General features: G+C 69.1%; 10 protein-coding genes and 2 pseudogenes. All 12 read left to right on the top strand.

All coding sequences use genetic code 11. The features are described from left to right. On the top strand, positions 1–1,812 hold a 1,812-nt coding region (locus tag BG482_RS45780; RefSeq protein WP_141746541.1), incomplete at its 5' end, for an SDR family NAD(P)-dependent oxidoreductase. Then, a complete protein-coding gene (locus BG482_RS45775) occupies positions 1,805–3,610 on the top strand; it encodes a type I polyketide synthase (protein ID WP_069767341.1) in 1,806 nt (601 codons plus the stop codon). The genes BG482_RS45780 and BG482_RS45775, both read left to right, overlap by 8 nt. 155 nt (positions 3,611–3,765) lie before the next feature. Continuing rightward, positions 3,766–4,104: pseudogene (locus BG482_RS46015) on the top strand (acyltransferase domain-containing protein); the annotation flags it as partial. 35 nt (positions 4,105–4,139) lie between these two features. Next, positions 4,140–6,278: a polyketide synthase dehydratase domain-containing protein gene (locus BG482_RS44910; protein ID WP_370745740.1), complete on the top strand. Its 2,139-nt coding sequence runs from the start codon at positions 4,140–4,142 to the stop codon at positions 6,276–6,278. Continuing rightward, positions 6,259–7,437: a beta-ketoacyl reductase gene (locus BG482_RS44905; protein WP_256096240.1), complete on the top strand. Its 1,179-nt coding sequence runs from the start codon at positions 6,259–6,261 to the stop codon at positions 7,435–7,437. The genes BG482_RS44910 and BG482_RS44905 overlap by 20 nt, the downstream gene beginning before the upstream one ends. 36 nt (positions 7,438–7,473) lie before the next feature. Then, positions 7,474–13,058: pseudogene (locus tag BG482_RS03570) on the top strand (SDR family NAD(P)-dependent oxidoreductase); the annotation flags it as partial. Position 13,059: 1 nt separating this feature from the next. After that, a partial coding sequence (locus BG482_RS44895) for a type I polyketide synthase (RefSeq protein ID WP_256096239.1) occupies positions 13,060–17,820 on the top strand: 4,761 nt, incomplete at its 5' end. Positions 17,821–17,824: 4 nt separating this feature from the next. Next, positions 17,825–18,607: an arylamine N-acetyltransferase gene (locus BG482_RS03565; RefSeq protein ID WP_069767336.1), complete on the top strand. Its 783-nt coding sequence runs from the start codon at positions 17,825–17,827 to the stop codon at positions 18,605–18,607. Positions 18,608–18,624: 17 nt separating this feature from the next. Continuing rightward, on the top strand, positions 18,625–20,265 hold the full coding sequence (locus BG482_RS03560; protein ID WP_069767335.1) for a bifunctional 3-(3-hydroxy-phenyl)propionate/3-hydroxycinnamic acid hydroxylase: 1,641 nt from the start codon (positions 18,625–18,627) through the stop codon (positions 20,263–20,265). 59 nt (positions 20,266–20,324) lie between these two features. Further along, positions 20,325–21,275 carry a class I SAM-dependent methyltransferase gene (locus BG482_RS03555; RefSeq protein WP_069767334.1) on the top strand — a complete coding sequence of 317 codons (951 nt, stop codon included), beginning with the start codon at positions 20,325–20,327 and terminating at the stop codon, positions 21,273–21,275. Between the two features lie 95 nt (positions 21,276–21,370). Further along, the gene (locus BG482_RS03550; protein WP_256096238.1) at positions 21,371–22,204 is read left to right on the top strand and encodes a shikimate dehydrogenase; all 834 of its coding nucleotides are present in this window, start codon (positions 21,371–21,373) and stop codon (positions 22,202–22,204) included. A 109-nt stretch (positions 22,205–22,313) separates the two neighbouring features. Continuing rightward, on the top strand, positions 22,314–22,907 hold the full coding sequence (locus tag BG482_RS03545) for a malonic semialdehyde reductase (protein WP_069767333.1): 594 nt from the start codon (positions 22,314–22,316) through the stop codon (positions 22,905–22,907). The last annotated feature ends 113 nt before the right edge of the window (positions 22,908–23,020 follow it).

Here is a 23,020-nt window from a genome sequence, read left to right as displayed (position 1 = left end):
GCGGTGCAGTCGTTCTTGACGTCTTCGGGTTCGGGTTCGGGTTGTCTGGTGGTGGTGACGCGGGGTGCGGTGGACGTCGGTGTCGGGGGTGGGTCTGGTGGGGTGGATCCGGTGGCGGCTGCGGTGTGGGGGTTGGTGCGTTCGGCGCAGGCGGAGGAGCCGGGCCGGGTGGTGTTGGTGGATGTGGGGGTGGGTGAATCGGCGCCTGTCGGTGGGGTGTTGGGGGGTGTGAGGGCTTCGGGCGAGCCGCAGGTTGCGGTGCGTTCGGGTGAGGTGTTCGTGCCGAGGCTGGCACGTGCAACGGCGCCGACTTCCGGTGATGTGGCTGGGCGGGTGTTTCGTTCGGGTGGGACGGTGTTGGTGACGGGTGGTACGGGGACGTTGGGTGCTGTGGTGGCGCGGCATCTGGTGGTGGTGCATGGGGTGCGCAGTCTGGTGTTGACGAGTCGGAGTGGTGTGGGGGCTGCGGGTGCGGTGGCGTTGAAGGCGGAGTTGGAGGGGTTGGGTGCGCGGGTGGTCGTGGCGGCGTGTGATGTGGCCGACCGTGAGGCGCTGGCCGGGTTGTTGAGGGAGGTGCCTGATGGTGCTCCCTTGTCGGGGGTGGTGCATACGGCTGGTGTGCTGGATGACGGTGTGATCGCTTCGTTGACGCCGCAGCGGTTGGCGGCGGTGTTGCGTCCGAAGGTGGATGCGGTGCTGGCGTTGCACGAGGCGACGCGGGACCTGGACCTGGACGCCTTCGTCATGTACTCCTCCGCGTCGGGTGTGCTGGGTGGTCCGGGCCAGGGCAACTACTCGGCGGCGAATGCGTTCCTGGACGCGTTCGCTCAGTGGCGCCGCTCGCAGGGGCTGTCTGCTGTGTCGCTGGCATGGGGCCTGTGGGGTGCGTCGAGTGCGATGACGGGGTCGCTGGGGGAGTCGGACCAGGCTCGTATGAGCCGTGGCGGTATTCGTGCGTTGTCGATCGAGGAGGGTATGGCGCTCTTCGACGCCGGCCTGCGCGTTGGTGAACCGGCTTTGGTACCGGTCAAGTTCGACTTCGCGACGCTCGCTGAGCAGGCGGCCGCCGGCCAGGTGCCGTCCATGCTGCGGGGCCTGGTCCGCAGGCCACGCCGAACCGCGCTCGCTGGTACGGACAGGACCGCCGGCGACTCTCTGACCAGTCGCTTGACGGCCCTCACGGTCGACGAACAGAGGCGTCACCTCGTGGAGTTGGTGTCGGGTGAGGTGGCGGTGGTGTTGGGGCATGCGGGTGCGGGGGATATCGGTGCGGGTCAGGCGTTCAACGATCTGGGTTTTGATTCGTTGACGGCGGTGGAGTTGCGGAACCGTTTGAACGCTGTGACGGGTCTGCGGTTGCCGGCGACGTTGATTTTCGATTATCCGTCGCCGGGTGTGCTGGCGGAGTTCTTGCGTGTGGAGTTGGTGGGTGAGGAGGCGGTGTCGTCGGGGTCGGCGGGCGGGCGGACGTCTGCTGTTGCGGTGGCGTCGGGGTCGGGGTTGTCGGGTGCGGAGGATCCGATTGCGATTGTGGCGATGGGGTGTCGGCTGCCGGGTGGGGTTTCGTCGCCGGAGGATTTGTGGCGTCTGGTGGTTGAGGGGCGTGATGGCATCTCGGCGTTTCCGGAGGACCGGGGCTGGGATGTGAGGCGGTTGTTCGATCCTGATCCGGATGCGGTGGACGTCTGCTGTTGCGGTGGCGTCGGGGTCGGGGTTGTCGGGTGCGGAGGATCCGATTGCGATTGTGGCGATGGGGTGTCGGCTGCCGGGTGGGGTTTCGTCGCCGGAGGATTTGTGGCGTCTGGTGGTTGAGGGGCGTGATGGCATCTCGGCGTTTCCGGAGGACCGGGGCTGGGATGTGAGGCGGTTGTTCGATCCTGATCCGGATGCGGTGGGTAAGTCGATGGTTCGTCATGGTGGGTTTTTGCATGATGCGGGGGAGTTCGATCCGGGGTTCTTCGGGGTCAGTCCGCGTGAGGCGTTGGCGATGGATCCGCAGCAGCGGCTGCTGCTGGAGACGTCGTGGGAGGTGCTGGAGCGGGCGGGGATCGATCCGACGTCGTTGAAGGGCAGCCGCACGGGCGTCTTCGCCGGCGCCATGTACCACGACTACAGCGAGGCTGTCGCTGCCGGCAGCCTGGCCTCCGGCCGGATCTCGTACACTCTCGGGCTCGAAGGTCCCTCCGTCACGGTGGACACGGCGTGTTCGTCGTCGCTGGTGGCGATGCACTCCGCGATGCAGGCCTTGCGCAGCGGTGAATGCTCGCTCGCTCTGGCCGGCGGCGTGGCGGTGATGTCCACACCCATCGCGTTCGTGCAGTTCTCGCGTCAGCGCGGTCTTGCTGCGGACGGGCGGTGCAAGTCGTTCGCGGCCGGTGCGGACGGTACGTCGTGGGCCGAGGGCGTGGGCCTCGTCCTGCTGGAGCGTCTGTCGGACGCGCGGCGCAACGGTCATGAGGTGCTGGCCCTGGTGCGGGGCAGTGCGGTCAACCAGGACGGCGCTTCGAACGGCATCACGGCTCCGAACGGTCCTTCCCAGCAGCGTGTGATCCGCCAGGCGCTGGCGAACGCCGGTCTGTCGGCGGCCGACGTCGACGCGGTCGAGGCGCATGGCACGGGTACCTCCCTCGGCGACCCGATCGAGGCGCAGGCGTTGATCGCGACGTACGGTCAGGAGCGGTCTGGCGGTGATCGGCCTTTGTGGCTGGGGTCGTTGAAGTCGAACATCGGTCATGCGCAGGCTGCGGCCGGTGTGGCGGGTGTGATCAAGATGGTGCAGGCGATGCGGCACGGTGTGCTGCCGAAGACGCTGCACGTGGACGAGCCGTCGCCGAAGGTGGACTGGTCGGCGGGCGCGGTGGAACTGCTGACCGAGGCGCGGGAATGGCCGACTGAGCCGGGCCGTGTGCGCCGCGCGGCGGTCTCCTCCTTCGGTATCAGCGGGACGAATGCGCACGTGATTCTGGAGGGCGTTGAGTCTGCGGTTCCGGTGGAGCGTGCGGTGGCACCTGACGGTGTGGCGCCGGGTGGTGTGGTGCCGTTGGTGGTGTCGGGCAGGTCGCCGGAGGCGGTGCGTGCGCAGACGGCACGGCTGGCCGATCTCTTGCAGGAGCAGCCCGAACTGGATCTCACGGACGTGGCGTACTCGCTGGCGACGACCCGAGCCCATTTCGATCATCGTGCGGTGGTGGTGGCGGGTTCGGTGGGTGAGGCGCGTGAGCATCTCGCGTCGGTAGAGCCGCAGATGGTGGTTCCGGGGCGTCTGGGTGTGTTGTTCACGGGTCAGGGGTCTCAGCGGGTCGGGATGGGGCGTGAGTTGTATGGGGCGTTCCCGGTGTTCGCGGAGGCGTTCAATGAGGTGTGCGCGGTTGTCGATGAGGGTCTGGGCTGTTCGCTGAAGGATCTGGTCTTCGGTGATGGGTCGGCGTTGTTGGAGGAGACGCGGTATGCGCAGCCGGCGCTGTTCGCGGTCGAGGTGGCGTTGTTCCGGCTGGTGGAGTCGTGGGGTGTGCGTCCCGACTATCTGGCGGGTCATTCGATCGGTGAGGTGACGCGGAGGCGTTCAATGAGGTGTGCGCGGTTGTCGATGAGGGTCTGGGCTGTTCGCTGAAGGATCTGGTCTTCGGTGATGGGTCGGCGTTGTTGGAGGAGACGCGGTATGCGCAGCCGGCGCTGTTCGCGGTCGAGGTGGCGTTGTTCCGGCTGGTGGAGTCGTGGGGTGTGCGTCCCGACTATCTGGCGGGTCATTCGATCGGTGAGGTGACGGCTGCGTTTGTGGCGGGTGTGTGGTCGTTGGAGGACGCGGCGGCTCTGGTGGTCGCACGAGGCCGACTCATGCAGGCTCTGCCGTCGGGTGGGGTGATGTTCGCGGTCGAGGCGACCGAGGACGAGGTCACGCCTCTGCTGTCGGAGGGTGTGAGCATCGCCGCGGTGAACGGTCCGTCCTCGGTGGTGCTGTCGGGTGTTGAGGATGCGGTCGCGGGGGTGGTGGCTGGTTTCGAGGGCCGGCGGATGAAGCGGTTGCGGGTGTCGCACGCTTTCCATTCGTCGTTGATGGATCCGATGCTGGAGGAGTTCCGTCGGGTTGTGGCGGGGCTGACGTTTNCGCGGGGGTGGTGGCTGGTTTCGAGGGCCGGCGGATGAAGCGGTTGCGGGTGTCGCACGCTTTCCATTCGTCGTTGATGGATCCGATGCTGGAGGAGTTCCGTCGGGTTGTGGCGGGGCTGACGTTTCACGAGCCTGTGCTGCCGGTGGTGTCGAACCTGACCGGTGAGGTGGCGGAGGCGGGTCGGTTGTGTTCGCCGGAGTACTGGGTGGAGCACGTACGCGGCACGGTCCGTTTCCATGACGGGGTTCAGGCGTTGCGGGAGTTGAAGGTCTCCACGTTCTTGGAGCTGGGTCCTGACGGTGTGCTGTCGGCGATGGTGGCCCAGGACTGCGTGCCTTCCATGCGGCGGGACGTGCCTGAGGACTGTGCCTTGATGAACAGCCTCGGGCAGCTGCATGCCCGTGGTGTCGAGGTGGACTGGGAGAGGGTGTTCGCCGGGACCGGTGCCCGGCGGGTGGCCCTGCCTACCTACGCCTTCCAGCGGCAGCGGTTCTGGCTGAACTCGAATGTGCCGGCCGGTGATCCGGCGTTCGCGGTGGAGCATCCGCTGCTCGACTCGGTGATCAGCGTGCCCGACACCGGTGGTGTGCTGGGCACCGGCCGGCTCTCGCTGGCCGCCCAGCCCTGGCTCGCGGACCACGCCGTGTCCGGCACGGTCCTGCTGCCGGGCGCCGCACTGGTCGAGTTGGCCGTCCGCACCGGGGACGAGGCGGACACGGGCACTTTGCGGGAGCTGGTGATCGAGGCTCCGCTGGTGATCCCCGACGAGGGTGCGGTCCGTGTCCAGGTGTCGGTCGGTGAGGACACCGGCAGCCGAGTCCGACCGGTCGCGGTGTACTCGCGGCCAGACGACGCGGAACCCGGCAGCCCCTGGGTGCGTCACGCGAGTGGCCAGCTCAGTGCCCAACCTCCCGCTCCTGCAACGAAGTTCGGCGTGTGGCCACCGAAGGATGCGACAGCCGTGGACGTGACGGACCTGTATGAGGAGCTGTCCGACCGCGGATACGGCTATGGGCCGGTGTTTCAGGGCCTGCGTGCGGTGTGGCGCAGGGACGACGAGGTGTTCGCCGAGGTCGCGTTGCCGGCGGGAGAGGCGGACTCGGCTGCCGGTTTCGGTCTGCACCCGGCGCTCCTGGACGCCGCGCTGCACGCCGGAGCCTTCGCGGAGTCACACGGTTCCGACGGCGAGGGTGGAGGGGTGCGGCTGCCGTTCGCGTGGAGTGGTGTGTCCCTGCATGCTTCGGGTGCTTCGTCGTTGCGTGTGCGGTTGAGGTCGACGGGGGCGGAGTCGCTGTCGCTGGACCTGGCCGACGGTGAGGGTGTTCCGGTGGCGTCGGTGGAGTCGCTGGTGTTGCGGGCGGCCGCCGAGGAGCAGTTGAGGGCGGCCGGTGGCGGTGGTGGTGATGCGTTGTTCCGGGTGGAGTGGTCGTCTCTGCCGGTGGGTGAGGACGCGGAGGCTGCGGTTGGTGTGGAGGTGTTGGAGGTGCCGTCGGCGGTGCTGGATGCCGGGGCGGTGCGTGAGGTGACGGCTGGTGTTCTGTCTGCGGTGCAGTCGTTCTTGACGTCTTCGGAGTCGGAGTCGGGTTCGGGTTGTCTGGTGGTGGTGACGCGGGGTGCGGTGGACGTCGGTGTCGGTGTCGGGGGTGGGTCTGGTGGGGTGGATCCGGTGGCGGCTGCGGTGTGGGGGTTGGTGCGTTCGGCGCAGGCGGAGGAGCCGGGCCGGGTGGTGTTGGTGGATGTGGGGGTGGGTGAATCGGCGCCTGTCGGTGGCGTGTTGGGGGGTGTGAGGGCTTCGGGCGAGCCGCAGGTCGCGGTGCGTTCGGGTGAGGTGTTCGTGCCGAGGCTGGCGCGTGCCGTGGTCCCGTCGTCGGGTGGGCGGGTGTTTCGTTCGGGTGGGACGGTGTTGGTGACGGGTGGTACGGGGACGTTGGGTGCTGTGGTGGCGCGGCATCTGGTGGTGGTGCATGGGGTGCGCAGTCTGGTGTTGACGAGTCGGAGTGGTGTGGGGGCTGCGGGTGCGGTGGCGTTGAAGGCGGAGTTGGAGGGGTTGGGTGCGCGGGTGGTCGTGGCGGCGTGTGATGTGGCCGACCGTGAGGCGCTGGCCGGGTTGTTGAGGGAGGTAGGCGGAGTTGGAGGGGTTGGGTGCGCGGGTGGTCGTGGCGGCGTGTGATGTGGCCGACCGTGAGGCGCTGGCCGGGTTGTTGAGGGAGGTGCCTGATGGTGCTCCCTTGTCGGGGGTGGTGCATACGGCTGGTGTGCTGGATGACGGTGTGATCGCTTCGTTGACGCCGCAGCGGTTGGCGGCGGTGTTGCGTCCGAAGGTGGATGCGGTGCTGGCGTTGCACGAGGCGACGCGGGACCTGGACCTGGATACCTTCGTCATGTACTCCTCCGCGTCGGGTGTGCTGGGTGGTCCGGGCCAGGGCAACTACTCGGCGGCGAATGCGTTCCTGGACGCGTTCGCTCAGTGGCGCCGCTCGCAGGGGCTGCCCGCCGTGTCGCTGGCATGGGGCCTGTGGGGTGACACCGGAGGCATGGCCGGTGCTCTCGACCGGACGGACCAGGCACGTATGCGGCGCAGCGGAATTCGCCCGTTGTCCGTCGAGGAGGGCATGGCTCTCTTCGACACCGGCCTCACTACCGGCGAACCGGCCCTGGTACCGGTCAAGTTCGATCTCGCCGCACTGGCCGCACAGGCGGGAGCCGACCAACTGCCTTCCATGTTGCAGGGATTGGTGCGCCGACCCCGGCGTGCCGCCGCTGCCGGCGGACCTGTTCCCGTCGTCTCCCTCTCGGACCGGCTGGCCGGGCTCCCGGAGGAAGAGCAGACCGAGATGCTGCTCGACCTGGTCCGCGAGGAAGTCGCCGTGGTGCTCGGCCACACCGATGCCGAGAACATCGTTCCGGGACAGGCGTTCAGCGAGATGGGCTTCGACTCGCTCACCGCGGTCGAGCTGCGTAACCGGCTGATGAGGGCGGCGGACATCGCGTTGCCGGCCACTCTGATCTTCGACTACCCGTCACCCGTCGCGATCACCGAGCACCTGCGTGCGGAGCTGATCCCGGACGTCGCAAGCGGAACGATGGAGCTCGCCGACGTGGACGAGGCCGGGCTGCGCAAGGCCCTCGCCTCCGTCCCCCTCGAACGGCTCCAGGAACTGGGCGTGCTCCAGCAGTTGCTGCGTCTCACAGCTGCCGCATCCAGTTCCGCGGTTCCTGGCGCGACCACTCCCGTGGCCTCGGAGACGCAACAGAGCGCCGCACACCTCATCGCCGACATGGACGTCGCCGACCTCATCGAACGCGCGATGGGCAACACCACCAACTGAGCCCGTCGCGGCCTACGGAGGAACTCAAGAATGTCTGTGTCCGAGGACAAGCTTGTCGCGGCACTGCGCGCCTCGCTCGTGGAGAACGAGCAGCTCAAGGAGGAGCGCGACCGGGTCCTTGCGGCCTCGTCCGAGCCGATCGCGATCGTGTCGGCCGCGTGCCGACTGCCCGGCGGCGTCTCCTCGCCCGAGGACCTGTGGCGTCTGGTGGCCGAGGAACGCGACGGCGTCACGCCGTTTCCCGAGGACCGGGGCTGGGACGTCGAGGGGATCTACGACCCCACGCCCGGCCTGGCCGACAAGTCCTACGTTCGCGAGGGCGGCTTTTTGCACGACGCTGGGGAGTTCGACCCGGCGTTCTTCGGGATCAGCCCGCGTGAGGCGCTGGCGATGGATCCGCAGCAGCGGTTGCTGCTGGAGACGTCGTGGGAGGTGCTGGAGCGGGCGGGGATCGATCCGACGTCGTTGAAGGGCAGCCGCACGGGCGTCTTCGCCGGCTTGATGTACCACGACTACGAAGCGGCCGTGGCCGCGGGGAGCATCGTCTCGGGCCGGGTGGCGTACACGTTCGGCTTCGAGGGACCCGCGGTGACGGTGGACACGGCGTGTTCGTCGTCGCTGGTGGCGATGCACTCCGCGGTCCAGGCCCTGCGGAACGGTGAATGCTCGCTCGCTCTGGCCGGCGGCGTGGCCGTGATGGCCCGCCCCGGCAGCTTCATCGAGTTCTCGCGTCAGCAGGGTCTGGCCCCGGACGGGCGGTGCAAGTCGTTCGCGGCCGGTGCGGACGGTACGGCATGGGCCGAGGGCGTGGGCCTGGTCCTGCTGGAGCGTCTGTCGGACGCGCGGCGCAACGGTCATGAGGTGCTGGCCCTGGTGCGGGGCAGTGCGGTCAACCAGGACGGCGCGTCCAATGGACTGACCGCGCCCAACGGTCCTTCCCAGCAGCGTGTGATCCGCCAGGCGCTGGCGAGTGCGGGGTTGTCGGCTGCTGACGTCGATGTGGTGGAGGCGCATGGCACGGGTACGTCTCTCGGCGATCCGATCGAGGCGCAGGCGTTGATCGCTACGTACGGTCAGGAGCGCCCTGGCGGTGATCGGCCTTTGTGGCTGGGGTCGTTGAAGTCGAACATCGGTCATGCGCAGGCTGCGGCCGGTGTGGCGGGTGTGATCAAGATGGTGCAGGCGATGCGGCACGGTGTGCTGCCGAAGACGCTGCACGTGGACGAGCCGTCGCCCAAGGTGGACTGGTCGGCGGGCGCGGTGGAACTGCTGACCGAGGCGCGGGAATGGCCGACTGAGCCGGGCCGTGTGCGCCGCGCGGCGGTCTCCTCTTTCGGTATCAGTGGGACGAATGCGCACGTGATCCTGGAGGCCGTCGAGGAGGACGCCCCCGAACCGACCATGACACGGGGGCTCGTGCCCCTCGTCCTGTCGGGCAGGACGGCTGAGGCCGTCAGCGCACAGGCTCGGCGCCTGGCCGACCATCTGGAAGCGCACCGCGAACTGAGTCTGACGGATGTGGCGTATTCGTTGGCTACGGCTCGTGCTCGTTTCGATCATCGTGCGGTGGTGGTGGCGGGTTCGGTGGCTGAGGCGCGTGAGCATCTCGCGTCGGTGGAGTCGAAGGCGGTCGTTCCGGGACGTCTGGGTGTGTTGTTCACGGGTCAGGGTTCTCAGCGGGTCGGGATGGGGCGTGAACTGCATGCGGTGTTCCCGGTGTTCGCTGAGGCCTTCGACGAGGTGTGCGCGGCCGTGGACAAGGAGCTCGGTCGCTCGCTCAAGCAGCTGGTCTTCGAGGGCGGGGACCTGCTGGACGAGACGCGGTATGCGCAGCCGGCGCTGTTCGCCGTCGAGGTCGCGCTCTTTCGTCTCGTGCGGTCCTGGGGCGTGCGCCCCCACTATCTCGCCGGTCATTCGATCGGTGAGGTGACGGCCGCGTATGTGGCGGGTGTGTGGTCGTTGCAGGACGCGGCGGCCCTGGTGGTCGCACGAGGCCGACTCATGCAGGCCCTTCCATCAGGCGGGGTGATGTACGCGGTCGAGGCGACCGAGGACGAGGTCACACCCTTGCTGTCGGAGGGGGTGAGCATCGCCGCGGTCAACGGCCCGTCCTCCCTGGTGCTGTCGGGTGCCGAGGACGCGGTCGCGGGGGTGGTGGCTCGTTTCGAGGGCCGCCGGACGAAGCGGTTGCGGGTGTCGCACGCTTTCCATTCGTCGTTGATGGATCCGATGCTGGAGGAGTTCCGCCAGGTCGTGGCGGGGCTGACGTTTCACGAGCCCGTGCTGCCGGTGGTGTCGAACCTGACCGGCCAGGTGGCGGAGGCGGGCCGGTTGTGTTCGCCGGAGTATTGGGTGGAGCACGTGCGCGGCACGGTCCGTTTCCATGACGGGGTCTTGGCGTTGCGGGAGTTGAAGGTCTCCACGTTCTTGGAGCTGGGTCCCGATGGTGTGCTGTCGGGGATGGTGGCCCAGGACTGCGTGCCTTCCCTGCGACGGGACGTGCCCGAGGACCGAGCCTTGATGAACAGCCTCGGGCAGCTGCATGCCCGTGGTGTTGAGGTGGACTGGGAGAGGGTGTTCGCCGGGACCGGTGCCCGGCGGGTGGACCTGCCTACTTACGCCTTCCAGCGGCAGCGGTTCTGGCTGAACTCGAATGTGCCGGCCGGTGATCCGGCGTTCGCGGTGGAGCATCCGCTGCTCGACTCGGTGATCAGCGTGCCCGACACCGGTGGTGTGCTGGGCACCGGCCGGCTCTCGCTGGCCGCCCAGCCCTGGCTCGCGGACCACGCCGTGTCCGGCACGGTCCTCCTGCCGGGTACGGCCCTCGTGGAGCTCGCCGTCCGCGCCGGGGACGAGGTGGGTGCGCGGTCCCTGCGCGAATTGATCATCGAAGCCCCCCTGGTGATCCCCGACAAGGGTGCGGTCCGGATCCAGGTCTCGGTAGGCGAGGACACAGGCGGTGTACGGCCAGTCGCGGTGTACTCGCGGCCCGACGACGCCAGGCCCGGAACCCCGTGGGTCCGCCACGCCAACGGCCAGCTCGACGACGAGGCACCGGCACCCGACAGCACCCTCGGTGTCTGGCCCCCCGAGGGTGCGCAGCCCGTAGACCTGACCAACTTCTATGCGGACCAGGCGAGTGCCGGATACGCGTACGGGCCCCTGTTCCAGGGCCTCAGCACGCTGTGGACCCTGGAAGAGGAGATCTACGCCGAGGTCACGCTCCCGGCGGACGACGCCGAGGCGGCGGCCGGCTTCGGTCTGCATCCCGCACTCCTCGACGCGGTCCTGCACTGCGGCGCCTTCACCGAGCGGAAGGCCGAGGAGGGGAAGCTCATCCTGCCGTTCGCGTGGAACGGCATGACGCTGCACGCCTCGGGTGCCACCAGCCTGCGGGTACGCATGACTCCCACCGGACCCGAGTCGGTGGCGCTGGAACTCGCCGACGGCGACGGCGCCCCCGTCGCGTCGGTGGAGTCGCTCGTGCTGCGCGCGGTCGCCGACGAGCAGGTCCGGGCTGCCGGACGGACGGGTCCCGGCACGGATGCCCTGTTCGCCGTCGAATGGACCGCGATGCCGTCCGGCGCGACGGCCGGCGGGACGACTGCGGTCGTCCCGCACCCGGTCTCCATGGCCCTGGACGTCGAGGAGTTGGTGCGGTCCGGCGCGTCGATGCCGGACGTGCTGGTCGTCGACGCCGTCGACGGCGTCGTCAGCGCCGAGCGGGTCCGCGGTCTCGTGGGCCGTGTCCTCGGCATCCTTCAGGCCTTCCTCGCCGCGCCGGAACTCGAGTCGACCCGCCTTCTCGTCGTGACGCGGGGCGCGGTCGGTGTCGTCGGCGACACCGAGGTGACCGACCCGGCGGGCGCCGCGGTCTGGGGACTGGTGCGCGCTGCGCAGGCCGAGAACCCGGACCGTGTGCTGCTGATGGACGTGGACGAGGTGCAGGCGTCCCGGTCGGCGCTGGCGGGTGTACTGGCCACTGGAGAAGCCCAGGTGGCGGTGCGCGCCGACGTCGTCCACACGCCCAGGCTGGTACGGGCCGCGGTCGACCCCGCCCCCGCAACCGCACGGGATTCGGCGGAGTCCGGGCGCGCGCTGGATGTCGCGGGAACCGTGTTGGTCACCGGCGGGACCGGAACGCTGGGCGGCCTCGTCGCCCGGCATCTCGTCGCCGCACATGGCGTACGCCATCTGCTGCTGAGCAGCCGTCGCGGACCGGAGGCGCCCGGCGCCGCGGAACTGACGGCAGAACTCGAAGCCGCCGGAGCGAGCGTCACCGTGGTGGCATGCGACATGTCCAAGCGCAGAGCGGTGAAAAAGCTTCTCGCCGCGGTGTCGCCCGACGCGCCGCTGACCGCCGTCGTGCACGCGGCGGGAGTGCTCGACGACGGGGTGATCGCGAGCCTGACGCAGGAGCGGATCGGGGCCGCCTTCCGGCCCAAGGTCGATGCCGCGCTCACGCTGCACGAGCTGACACGCGACATGGATCTCTCGGCGTTCGTCCTGTTCTCCTCGGCGGCCGGTGTGATCGGAGGGCCGGGGCAGGGCAACTACTCGGCGGCGAACGCGTTCCTGGACGCCTTCGCGCAGTGGCGGCGGGCGCAGGGGCTGCCCGCAGTCTCCCTGGCCTGGGGCCTCTGGGCCGAGTCCGGCGGCATGATCTCGACGATGAGCGAGTCGGACCAGGCCCGTATGGGCCGGGGCGGAGTGCTCCCGCTGGCCACCGAGGAGGGCATGGCCCTGCTCGACACGGTCCTCCTCGACACGACCCTGCCGGGCGCGGTCTCCACGCTGGTGCCGGTGAAGTTCGACTTCACCGCTCTGACCGAACAGGCACGATCCGGGCACTTGCCACCGATGCTGCGCGGCCTGGTCCGCCGACCGCGCCGCACCGCCCGAACCGCGGCCGCGGGCAACGGCACGACCACCGGTGACACCTTGGCGCACCGCCTCGCCACGCTGACCCTCGACGAACAGAGGCGTCACCTCGTGGAGTTGGTGTCGGGTGAGGTGGCGGTGGTGTTGGGGCATGCGGGTGCGGGGGATATCGGTGCGGGTCAGGCGTTCAACGATCTGGGTTTTGATTCGTTGACGGCGGTGGAGTTGCGGAACCGTTTGAACGCTGTGACGGGTCTGCGGTTGCCGGCGACGTTGATCTTCGATTATCCGTCGCCGGGTGTGCTGGCGGAGTTCTTGCGTGTGGAGTTGGTGGGCGAGGAGGCGGTGTCGTCGGGGTCGGCGGGCGGGCGGACGTCTGCTGTTGCGGTGGCGTCGGGGTCGGGGTTGTCGGGTGCGGAGGATCCGATTGCGATTGTGGCGATGGGGTGTCGGCTGCCGGGTGGGGTTTCGTCGCCGGAGGATTTGTGGCGTCTGGTGGTTGAGGGGCGTGATGGCATCTCGGCGTTTCCGGAGGACCGGGGCTGGGATGTGAGGCGGTTGTTCGATCCTGATCCGGATGCGGTGGGTAAGTCGATGGTTCGTCATGGTGGGTTTTTGCATGATGCGGGGGAGTTCGATCCGGGGTTCTTCGGGGTCAGTCCGCGTGAGGCGTTGGCGATGGATCCGCAGCAGCGGCTGCTGCTGATCCATCGCCAACGCCTCACGCGGACTGAAGATCGNACGTCTGCTGTTGCGGTGGCGTCGGGGTCGGGGTTGTCGGGTGCGGAGGATCCGATTGCGATTGTGGCGATGGGGTGTCGGCTGCCGGGTGGGGTTTCGTCGCCGGAGGATTTGTGGCGTCTGGTGGTTGAGGGGCGTGATGGCATCTCGGCGTTTCCGGAGGACCGGGGCTGGGATGTGAGGCGGTTGTTCGATCCTGATCCGGATGCGGTGGGTAAGTCGATGGTTCGTCATGGTGGGTTTTTGCATAATGCGGGGGAGTTCGATCCGGGGTTCTTCGGGGTCAGTCCGCGTGAGGCGTTGGCGATGGATCCGCAGCAGCGGTTGTTGCTGGAGACGTCGTGGGAGGTGCTGGAGCGGGCGGGGATCGATCCGACGTCGTTGAAGGGCAGCCGCACGGGCGTCTTCGCCGGCGCCATGTACCACGACTACGCCACCAACCTCACCCGCGTGCCGGAGGAACTGGAAGGCTTCCTCGGCAACGGCAACGCGGGCAGCTTCATCTCGGGCCGGGTGGCCTACACCTTCGGTTTCGAAGGACCCGCCGTGACGATGGATACGGCGTGTTCGTCGTCGCTGGTGGCGATGCATTCCGCGATGCAGGCCCTGCGCAGCGGTGAGTGCTCGCTCGCTCTGGCCGGCGGCGTAGCCGTGATGGCCACACCCGGCAGCTTCGTGGAGTTCTCGCGTCAGCGCGGTCTTGCTGCGGACGGGCGGTGCAAGTCGTTCGCGGCCGGTGCGGACGGTACGTCGTGGGCCGAGGGCGTGGGCCTGGTCCTGCTGGAGCGTCTGTCGGACGCCCGCCGCAACGGCCATGAGGTGCTGGCCCTCGTCCGCGGTGCGGCGATCAACCAGGACGGCGCCTCGAACGGCATCACGGCTCCGAACGGTCCTTCCCAGCAGCGTGTGATCCGGCAGGCGCTGGCGAACGCCGGTCTGTCGGCGGCCGACGTCGACGCGGTCGAGGCGCATGGCACGGGTACCTCCCTCGGTGACCCGATCGAGGCGCAGGCGTTGATCGCGACGTACGGTCAGGAGCGCCCTGGCGGTGATCGGCCTTTGTGGCTAGGGTCGTTGAAGTCGAACATCGGTCATGCTCAGGCTGCGGCCGGTGTGGCGGGTGTGATCAAGATGGTGCAGGCGATGCGGCACGGTGTGCTGCCGAAGACGCTGCACGTGGACGAGCCGTCGCCCAAGGTGGACTGGTCGGCGGGCGCGGTGGAACTGCTGACTGAATCGCGGGAATGGCCCGAGAGCCACGACCGCCCCCGCCGGGCCGCCGTCTCCTCCTTCGGTCTGAGCGGGACGAATGCGCACGTGATTCTGGAGGCCGTCCAGACGGAGTCTCCGGTGGAGCGTGCGGTGGTGCCGGGTGGTGTGGCGCCGGGTGGTGTGGTGCCGTTGGTGGTGTCGGGCAGGTCGCCGGAGGCGGTGCGTGCGCAGACGGCACGGCTGGCCGATCTCCTGCAGGAGCAGTCCGAACTGGATCTCACGGATGTGGCGTATTCGCTGGCGACGACCCGAGCCCATTTCGATCATCGTGCGGTGGTGGTGGCGGGTTCGGTGGCTGAGGCGCGTGAGCATCTCGCGTCGGTGGAGTCGCAGGCGGTGGTTCCGGGGCGTCTGGGTGTGTTGTTCACGGGTCAGGGTTCTCAGCGGGTCGGGATGGGGCGTGAACTGCACGCCGTGTTCCCGGTGTTCGCGGAGGCCTTCGACGAGGTGTGTGCGGCCGTGGACAAGGAGCTCGGTCGCTCGCTCAAGCAGCTGGTCTTCGAGGGCGGGGACCTGCTGGACGAGACGCGGTATGCGCAGCCGGCGCTGTTCGCGGTCGAGGTGGCGTTGTTCCGGCTGGTGGAGTCGTGGGGCGTGCGTCCCGACTGTCTTGCCGGTCATTCGATCGGTGAGGTGACGGCGGCGTTTGTGGCGGGTGTGTGGTCGTTGCAGGACGCGGCGGCCCTGGTGGTCGCACGAGGCCGACTCATGCAGGCCCTTCCATCAGGCGGGGTGATGTACGCGGTCGAGGCGACCGAGGACGAGGTCACACCCTTGCTGTCGGAGGGGGTGAGCATCGCCGCGGTCAACGGCCCGTCCTCGGTGGTGCTGTCGGGTGCTGAGGACGCGGTCGCGGGGGTGGTAGCCCGTCTCGAGGGCCGGCGCACGAAACGGTTGCGGGTGTCGCACGCTTTCCATTCGTCGTTGATGGATCCGATGCTGGAGGAGTTCCGTCGGGTCGTGGCGGGGCTGACGTTTCACGAGCCCGTGCTGCCGGTGGTGTCGAACCTGACCGGCCAGGTGGCGGAGGCGGGCCGGTTGTGTTCGCCGGAGTATTGGGTGGAGCACGTACGCGGCACGGTCCGTTTCCACGACGGGGTCTTGGCGTTGCGGGAGTTGAAGGTCTCCACGTTCTTGGAGCTGGGTCCTGACGGTGTGCTGTCGGCGATGGTGGCCCAGGACTGCGTGCCCTCCCTGCGACGGGACGTGCCCGAGGACCGGGCCTTGATGAACAGCCTTGGCCGGCTGCATGCCCGTGGTGTGGAGGTGGACTGGGAGAAGGTGTTCGCCGGAACGGACGTCCGGCGTGTGGACCTGCCCACCTACGCCTTCCAACACCAGCGCTACTGGATCGAGGGCGACGGACCGGCCGTTCCCGAGACGGTGGCCGATCCGGTCGACGCGGCGTTCTGGGACATCGTGGACAGCGGCGACGCGAACTCGCTGGCCCGCTCCCTGCGGCTTGACGCGTCCGTCCTGGACGGTGTCCTGCCCGCCCTGTCCTCGTGGCGCCGCCGTCACCGGGACCGGGCCGTGCTGGACGGCTGGCGGTACCGGATCGACTGGCGGCCGGTGTCCGACGCGTTGACGCCGGCCACGGTCGTCGCCGTCGGCACTTGGCTGATGCTGGTGCCCGCGGGGCAGGCCGACGCGATGGCGGAGGCCACGGGCGGCGCGCTGACCGCGCACGGCGGTCGTGTCCTACGGGTGGACGTGGACGGTGAGGACCGGAAGGGCCTGGCGGAACTGATCCGGGCGGCACTCGTCCGGGCCGGTCTCGACACGGTGGGGAGCACACCGGTCGGAGTGCTGTCCCTGCTGCCCCTGGACGAGCGGCCGGACGATGAGCACCCCACGCTGTCGCGGGGCACCGCCGCCACCGTCACCCTCGTCCAGTCGCTCAAGGATCTGGACGTCACCGCCCCCCTGTGGTGCCTGACCTCCGGGGCCGTCGCGGTCCGGGAGGACGATGAGGCGGACAGCGCGACGCAGCCCATGGTCTGGGGGCTCGGCACCGTACTGGCCCTCGACCACCCCAGGTCCTGGGGCGGACTCGTCGATATGGCCGCCGGGCCGGACGAGACGGCGCTGGGCCGACTGGTGGCCGTGCTCAGCGGAGGGCACGGCGAGGACCAGGTGGCTGTCCGGGCCACGGGCGTGTACGCGCGCCGTATGGTCCGTGCCGAGTCCGCCGGTGGCACGGTGGCCGGGGAGCCCTGGACGCCGCGCGGTACGGTCCTGATCACCGGTGGTACGGGTGGCATCGGCGCGCATGTGGCGCGGTGGGCCGCGGGCCGGGGCGCCGAGCACCTGCTGCTGCTCAGCCGCCGCGGCCGGGCCGCCGAAGGGGCGGACGCGCTGGAGGCGGAGCTGACCGCGCTCGGTGCCCGCGTCACCGTCGTGGCCTGCGACGTCACCGACCGGACGGCGCTCGCCGAGGTCATCGCGGCGGTACCGTCCGATGTGCCTGTCTCCGCCGTCTTCCACACGGCAGGCGCCGCACAGGAACCTGCGCAACTGCCGGACAGCAGCGTCGCGGAGTTCGCCGAGGTGGGCCGGGCGAAGATCGCCGGTGCCGTCCACCTGGACGCTCTGCTCGCCGATCGTCCGCTGGACGCCTTCGTGGTGTTCTCCTCCGGCGCCGCCGTATGGGGCGGTGCGGGGCAGAGCGGTTACGCCGCCGCAAACGCCTTCGTCGAAGGCCTCGCGCACCGAAGGCGCGCCCAGGGCCGTGCGGCGACCGCCGTGGCCTGGGGCGCCTGGGCGGGCGGCGGCATGGTCGACGAGAGGGTGGCCTCGGAGTTCGCCGAGGTCGGGGTCGAGCTGATGCGGCCCGACCTGGCCGTAGAGGCCCTCGGCCAGGCGATGGCGAGTGGCGAGGGGCACCTCGTGGTCGCGGGTATCGACTGGTCGCGGTTCGTGCCGGCCTACACGGTCGCCAGGCAGCGTCCGCTGCTGCGCGAACTGCCCGAGGCGGCCGCTGTCACGGCTGCCGGCACCGGTGCTGCCACCGGTAAGGGGAACGGTGCCGGCTCGGGCGACGACGGGGAGGCGCTGCGGGCGCGGCTGCTGACTCTGTCCCCACCGGAACGATTGACGGCGCTGACCGACCTGGTGCTGGTGGAAGCCGGACAGGTGCTCGGTCACGCCACCGGCTCGGCGGCCGTCGAGGACGGAGTCGCCTTCCTCGACATCGGCTTCGACTCACTGACCGGTCTCGAACTGCGCAACCGCCTCAACCGGGTGTCGGGACTCGACCTGCCGCAGGGCCTGATCTTCGACTTCCCCACCGCGGGCATGATCGCGGAGCTGGTGCTGGAGGCCCTCGAACCCGGACTCGCCGTCACACCGGAGGCGGTCGCCGAGGAGATCGGCAAGTTGGAGTCGGCGCTGGCTCCGGCACTGCACGACGAAGCGACGCGTACGCGGGCCGTCTCACGGTTGCGTGAGCTGCTGGCCGAGTGGGACCACATCGAGAAGGGGAAGTGACCGGATGTTCGAGGTCGAGACCTACTTGCACCGTCTGGGTTTCACGGAGGTACCCGAGCCGAGTGCCGAGACACTGCGCCTGCTGCACAAGCGGCACCTGATGTCGCTGGCCTACGACAGCAGCCACTTCATCAAGAGCTTCACGGGCTTCCGCAACGTCGTCGACATCGACGTCGACGACACGTTCCGGGCGATCGTCGTCGAGGGCGCGGGCGGCGTGTGCCACGACCTGAGCGGCCTCTTCCGCAGGCTCCTGACCGAACTCGGTTACGCCGTCTCGATCCTGGCCGCGTCCCAGCGCTGGCCGAACGGGCAGTTCGGACCGGACTTCGAGCACACCTTCGCCTGTGTGCGGCTGGACGGGGAGACCTGGCTGGTCGACGTGGGCTTCGCCGGACCGTCGTACCTCGAGCCGTTGCGGATGACCGGCGAGGTGCAGCACCAGTTCGGATGCTCCTACCGGCTCACGGCGGACGGCGCCCACCACGTGCTGGAACGCAGGGCCGCGGCCGGCGACTGGCGGTCGGTGTACCGGTTCGAGCTGACCGCCCGCGCCGTCTCCGACTGGGACAGCCCGCGGGACTCCGCCGCCGAGCAGATCGTGAAGGACTCGCTGTTCGCCGGGACCGTGCTGCGCGGCCGGGCCACCGACAACGGTCAGCTCGTCCTCACCGGCAGGCGGCTGCTGACGGTGGAGAACGGTCACGAAACGATCCGCACCCTGATCGACAAGGCCGAATTCGAGCGCGTGGTGAAGGACATCCTCGCCGGCACGGGCAACTGCTGAGACGGGACCGGACGGAAATGACAGTGCAGACACGGACGGCCGACGCCGCAACCGGGACGGACGCCGTCACCGACACGGACGTGGCCGTCGTCGGCTACGGCCCGGTGGGACAGCTGCTGGCGATCCTGCTGGCCCGGCGCGGCTGGCGGGTCACGGTCGTGGAGCGGTGGGCGCAGCCCTACCCCATGCCGCGTGCCGTCGGCTTCGACGACGAGGCCGCCCGCATCCTGGCGACCGCCGGCATCGGGCCCTTCCTCGACAAGTTCGGGGAGAACTCACGGGACTACGCCTGGCGCAACGCCGCGGGCGACACCCTGCTGCACATGGAGAGCGCCGCCGACGGCCACTGCGGCTGGCCCCAGGCGACAGCCATGTACCAGCCCGGTCTTGAGGCGACGCTCATCGAGCGGGGCACCGAATTCCCGAACCTGCGGGTCGTCCGCGGGCAGGAGGTCGTCGAACTCGATGACCGCGGCGACCTGGTCGAGGTGATCTCCGAGGACACCGACGAGCGGGAGCACAGCTTCACCGCGCGGTACGTCGTCGGGTGCGACGGGGCCAACAGCTTCGTCCGGGAGTCCATGGAGAGCTCCCTCACCGACCTCGGGTTCTTCTACGACTGGCTGATCTGCGACGTCGTCCTGGACGAGCCGCGCGACTTCCGCCCCAACAACCTGCAGATCTGCGACCCGCTGCGGCCGCGGACCGCCGTGTCGGCCGGACCGGGGCACCGCCGCTTCGAGTTCATGCGGCTGCCCGGCGAGAACATCGAGGAGCTGAAGCGCGACGACACCCTGTGGCGCATGCTGGAGATGTTCTCCGTGCGCCCGGACAACGCGACGCTCGAACGGCACGCCGTGTACACCTTCCAGGCCCGCTGGGCGGGGGAGTGGCGCAAGGGCCGGCTGCTGATCGCGGGGGACGCCGCACACCTCATGCCGCCTTTCGCCGGGCAGGGCATGTGCTCGGGCTTCCGGGACGTGGCCAACCTGTCGTGGAAACTCGACCTGGCCCTGCGCGGTCTCGCCGACGAGTCGGTGCTCGACACCTACACCGCCGAACGCCGGGCGCACGTACGGAACGCCATCACCACGTCGGTCAGACTCGGCAAGGTCATCTGTGTGACCGATCCCGCGGCAGCCGCCGACCGGGACGCGATCATGCTGGCCGCCCGTGACCGCGACGGCGCCGCCGCACTGCCCATGTCGACCGTGATCCCCCTCGACGAAGGCCTGTTCCTGCAGACCGGCGACGGCACACCGGCGGGCCCCGCCGGCACCCTGTTCCCGCAGTCCCGGGTGGCGGACGCCGAAGGGGAGGGGCTGCTCGACGAGATCGTCGGCCTGGGCTTCGTCCTGCTGGCCGCCGACGATCCGGCGGCGCTGCTCGACGACCGGCGGCGGGCCTTCCTCGACGGTCTCGGCACGCGCTTCGCGCACGTTCTGCCCGCGACCACGGAACCGGGGGTGCCCGGCCCCGGCTCGGTGGTCGACATCGAGGACCGCTATCTGCCGTACCTGGCCGAACACGGCGCGACAGCCGTGCTGGTGCGCCCCGACTTCACCGTCTTCGGTGCGGCGGACGGCCCCGGTGAGCTCGGCGCGCTGGTGGACGAACTCGCCCGCCGGCTGGGGGCGTCGCTCCCGTCCGCCGACTGAGAAGCCCCGACTCCGAAGAATTTCCCGCTCTGCGGGAGACCATGAGAAAGGACACGCACATGGGTGCGCGCGAAGACATGTACGGCCTGTTCACGAGCGTCAACGAGATCAACCTGACGAATGATCAGGGGGCTCAGAGCGCCAAGGAGGGCACGCACAAGAAGAACATCTCGACCAGTTACGACCTGCAGGCCCGGATGTCGAAGAAGGGCATCCTGTGGAACTGGGGCTACCACGACGACCAGGTGGCCAAGGAGATCAGCGCCCGTATTCCCGGCTTCCTCGACTACGACACCGACGGCTTCTCCGAGGAGCTGTACTTCGCCGCCCTCCGGGAGGTGCCGGTCGACCTGGACGACTACGCGGACAAGTCCGTTCTCGAGGTCGGCTGCGGACTGGGTGAGGGTCTGAACTTCCTCTCCCGCGTCGTCGACGCGAAGAGCATGATCGGCCTCGACCTGTCGGACCAGGCCGTGAAGCGGGCCAACGCCTCGCTCTCCCGCAAGGGCCTGCGCTACGTCCAGGGCGACGCGGAGAACCTGCCGTTCGAGGACGGCGAGGTCGACGTCCTGGTCAACATAGAGAGCGCGCACAACTACCCGAGCCTGGAGAAGTTCCTGAAGGAGGTGGCGCGTGTGCTCAAGCCGGGCGGCTACTTCACCCACGTCGACCTCTACACCACGCAGCGCCACACCTTCCTGAAGGAGCTCCAGGAGAAGGACCTGGGCCTGGAGTGGGTGCTCGACCGTGACATCTCGCCCCAGGTGCAGGCCGCGATCCACGGGCGGCTGTCCCCCGAGGGCTCCTTCCACAAGGCGCTGCGGGAGCAGCGGGTCGGCGCCATCCAGCGGCACATGGCCAAGCGGGTCGGCCCGGAGGCCGTGGGCGGTTCCTTCGCCGGCTACACCGACAGCGGCTCCACCCGGCTGCTGAAGAAGATGGGCGTGCTGCCGTCGCAGTTCATGCCGCCGGTGGACAGCTACCGCCATTACGTGGCCAAGAAGATCTGATGCTCGCCGGCTGAGCTCCCGCATCTGGTGTCGGGGCGCCGCCGCGTCTGCCGACAACTGCCGTTCACGCAGCACCTCCAGCACGAGGAAGGGCCATGATGACCGACAGTCCGCACACGGGAGCCATCAGCGGAACCACCCGTCTGTACGCCGTCCTGGGCGACCCGGTCACCCAGGTCCAGTCGCCCGGGCTGCTCAACCCGGTCTTCGCCGGGCTGGGTATCGACGCGGTGCTGGTGCCCGTACACGTGCGGCCCGACGACCTCGTCGAGGTGGTCCGTGGGCTGCAGTGCGTCGGCAACCTGGACGGCCTGTTCGTCACCGTGCCGCACAAGACGGCCGTCGCGCACCTGGCCGACCGGCGCACCCGCACGGTGGAGATAACCGGCAGTGCGAACGCCCTGCGGCGCGAGCCCGACGGCACCTGGCTCGCCGCGAACTTCGACGGTTCGGGTTTCGTGGCGGGCCTTGTCGGGTCCGGTCACTCGCCTCGGGGAAGGAAAGTGACACTGGTCGGCGCGGGCGGAGCGGGCAGCGCCATCGCGGCGGCCCTGCTCACCGCGGGTGTGGACAGTCTGTCCGTCTCGGATCCGGACGGGCCTCGCCTGACCGCGCTCGTCGACCGGCTAGCCGAACACTGGCCGGGCCGCGTCCGCGCCGTCCCCGAACCGACGCTGCACGACAGTGACATCGCCGTCAACGCCACGCCGCTCGGGCTGCGCCCCGACGACCCGTTGCCGTTCGCGCCCCGGGCCCTGCCTTCCGGCAGCGTGGTGGCAGACATCATCATGAAACCGAGAGAAACACCCCTCCTGCGGGAGGCGGCCGCGCTGGGCCACCACGTGCACCACGGAATGCACATGCTCACCGGCCAGGTGGATTCCTACCGCACGTTCTTCGGACTGGGCGTGCCCCGAACCGACGACTGACGAGCCTGAGCCACCTCCTCATGATGTGAGTATTCTGCCGGCCGTATGGAAATAGACGCGAAATTCACCCATGGATTGACCGTTGCCCTCGTCAGCAAGGAATGCATATATGTCTCTCAGTCTCGACCCCACGGCGCAGGACCTGCTCTTCCGGCAGGCCCGTACCGCCAACACGTTCACCGAGGAACCGGTGACCGACGAGCAGGTTCAGGCCATTTATGACCTGGTCAAGTACGCGCCTACGTCGCTGAACCAGCAGCCGCTCCGCATCGTCCTGGTTCGTTCGGGCGGGGCTCGACGGAGTCTGGTCCAGCACCTCGCCGAAGGGAACAACACGAAGGCAGAGAAGGCGCCGCTGGTCGCGATTCTCGCTGCGGACAACGAGTTCCACGAGGAGCTTCCGGAGCAGCTCCCGCATTTTCCGCAGGCCAAGGATCTGATGTTCTCCGACCGGAGCGTGCGGGAAGAGTCCGCGAAATTCAATGCGGCTCTGCAGGTCGGCTATTTCATTCTCGGGGTTCGAGCCGCGGGCCTGGCGGCAGGCCCCATGACCGGATTCGACGCCGACGGCATCAACAAGGAGTTCTTCGCCGATGGCGAGCACTCGGTTCTCGTCGTGGTCAACATCGGCAGGCCGGGTGAGAACGCATGGTTCGACCGTTCCCCCCGCCTCGCCTATGACCAGGTGGTCACGACGGTCTGACGCACCCGTTCAACTGTGCTCACCCGGTCCGCGGCCGGGTGAGTCCCGGCGCCGACCACGGCTCACCCGGTCGCCCTGGCCCTGGTGCGGGAGGTGGCGGACGGGCAGGCTAG

The sequence above is a fragment of the Streptomyces sp. LUP30 genome (assembly GCF_001746365.1).
In the GTDB taxonomy this organism is placed as follows: Bacteria; Actinomycetota; Actinomycetes; order Streptomycetales; family Streptomycetaceae; genus Streptomyces.
Note: the sequence above shows the minus strand (reverse complement) of the source record. Positions and strands in the feature narration are given on the sequence as shown.

What these genes read in the sequence shown, in the direction of transcription:
- BG482_RS44910 (WP_370745740.1), top strand. Translation starts at nt 4,140, where the DNA reads ATGAAGCGGTTGCGGGTGTCGCACGCTTTCCATTCGTCGTTGATGGAT.
- BG482_RS03565 (WP_069767336.1), top strand. Translation starts at nt 17,825, where the DNA reads ATGTTCGAGGTCGAGACCTACTTGCACCGTCTGGGTTTCACGGAGGTA.
- BG482_RS03560 (WP_069767335.1), top strand. Translation starts at nt 18,625, where the DNA reads ATGACAGTGCAGACACGGACGGCCGACGCCGCAACCGGGACGGACGCC.
- BG482_RS03555 (WP_069767334.1), top strand. Translation starts at nt 20,325, where the DNA reads ATGGGTGCGCGCGAAGACATGTACGGCCTGTTCACGAGCGTCAACGAG.
- BG482_RS03550 (WP_256096238.1), top strand. Translation starts at nt 21,371, where the DNA reads ATGATGACCGACAGTCCGCACACGGGAGCCATCAGCGGAACCACCCGT.
- BG482_RS03545 (WP_069767333.1), top strand. Translation starts at nt 22,314, where the DNA reads ATGTCTCTCAGTCTCGACCCCACGGCGCAGGACCTGCTCTTCCGGCAG.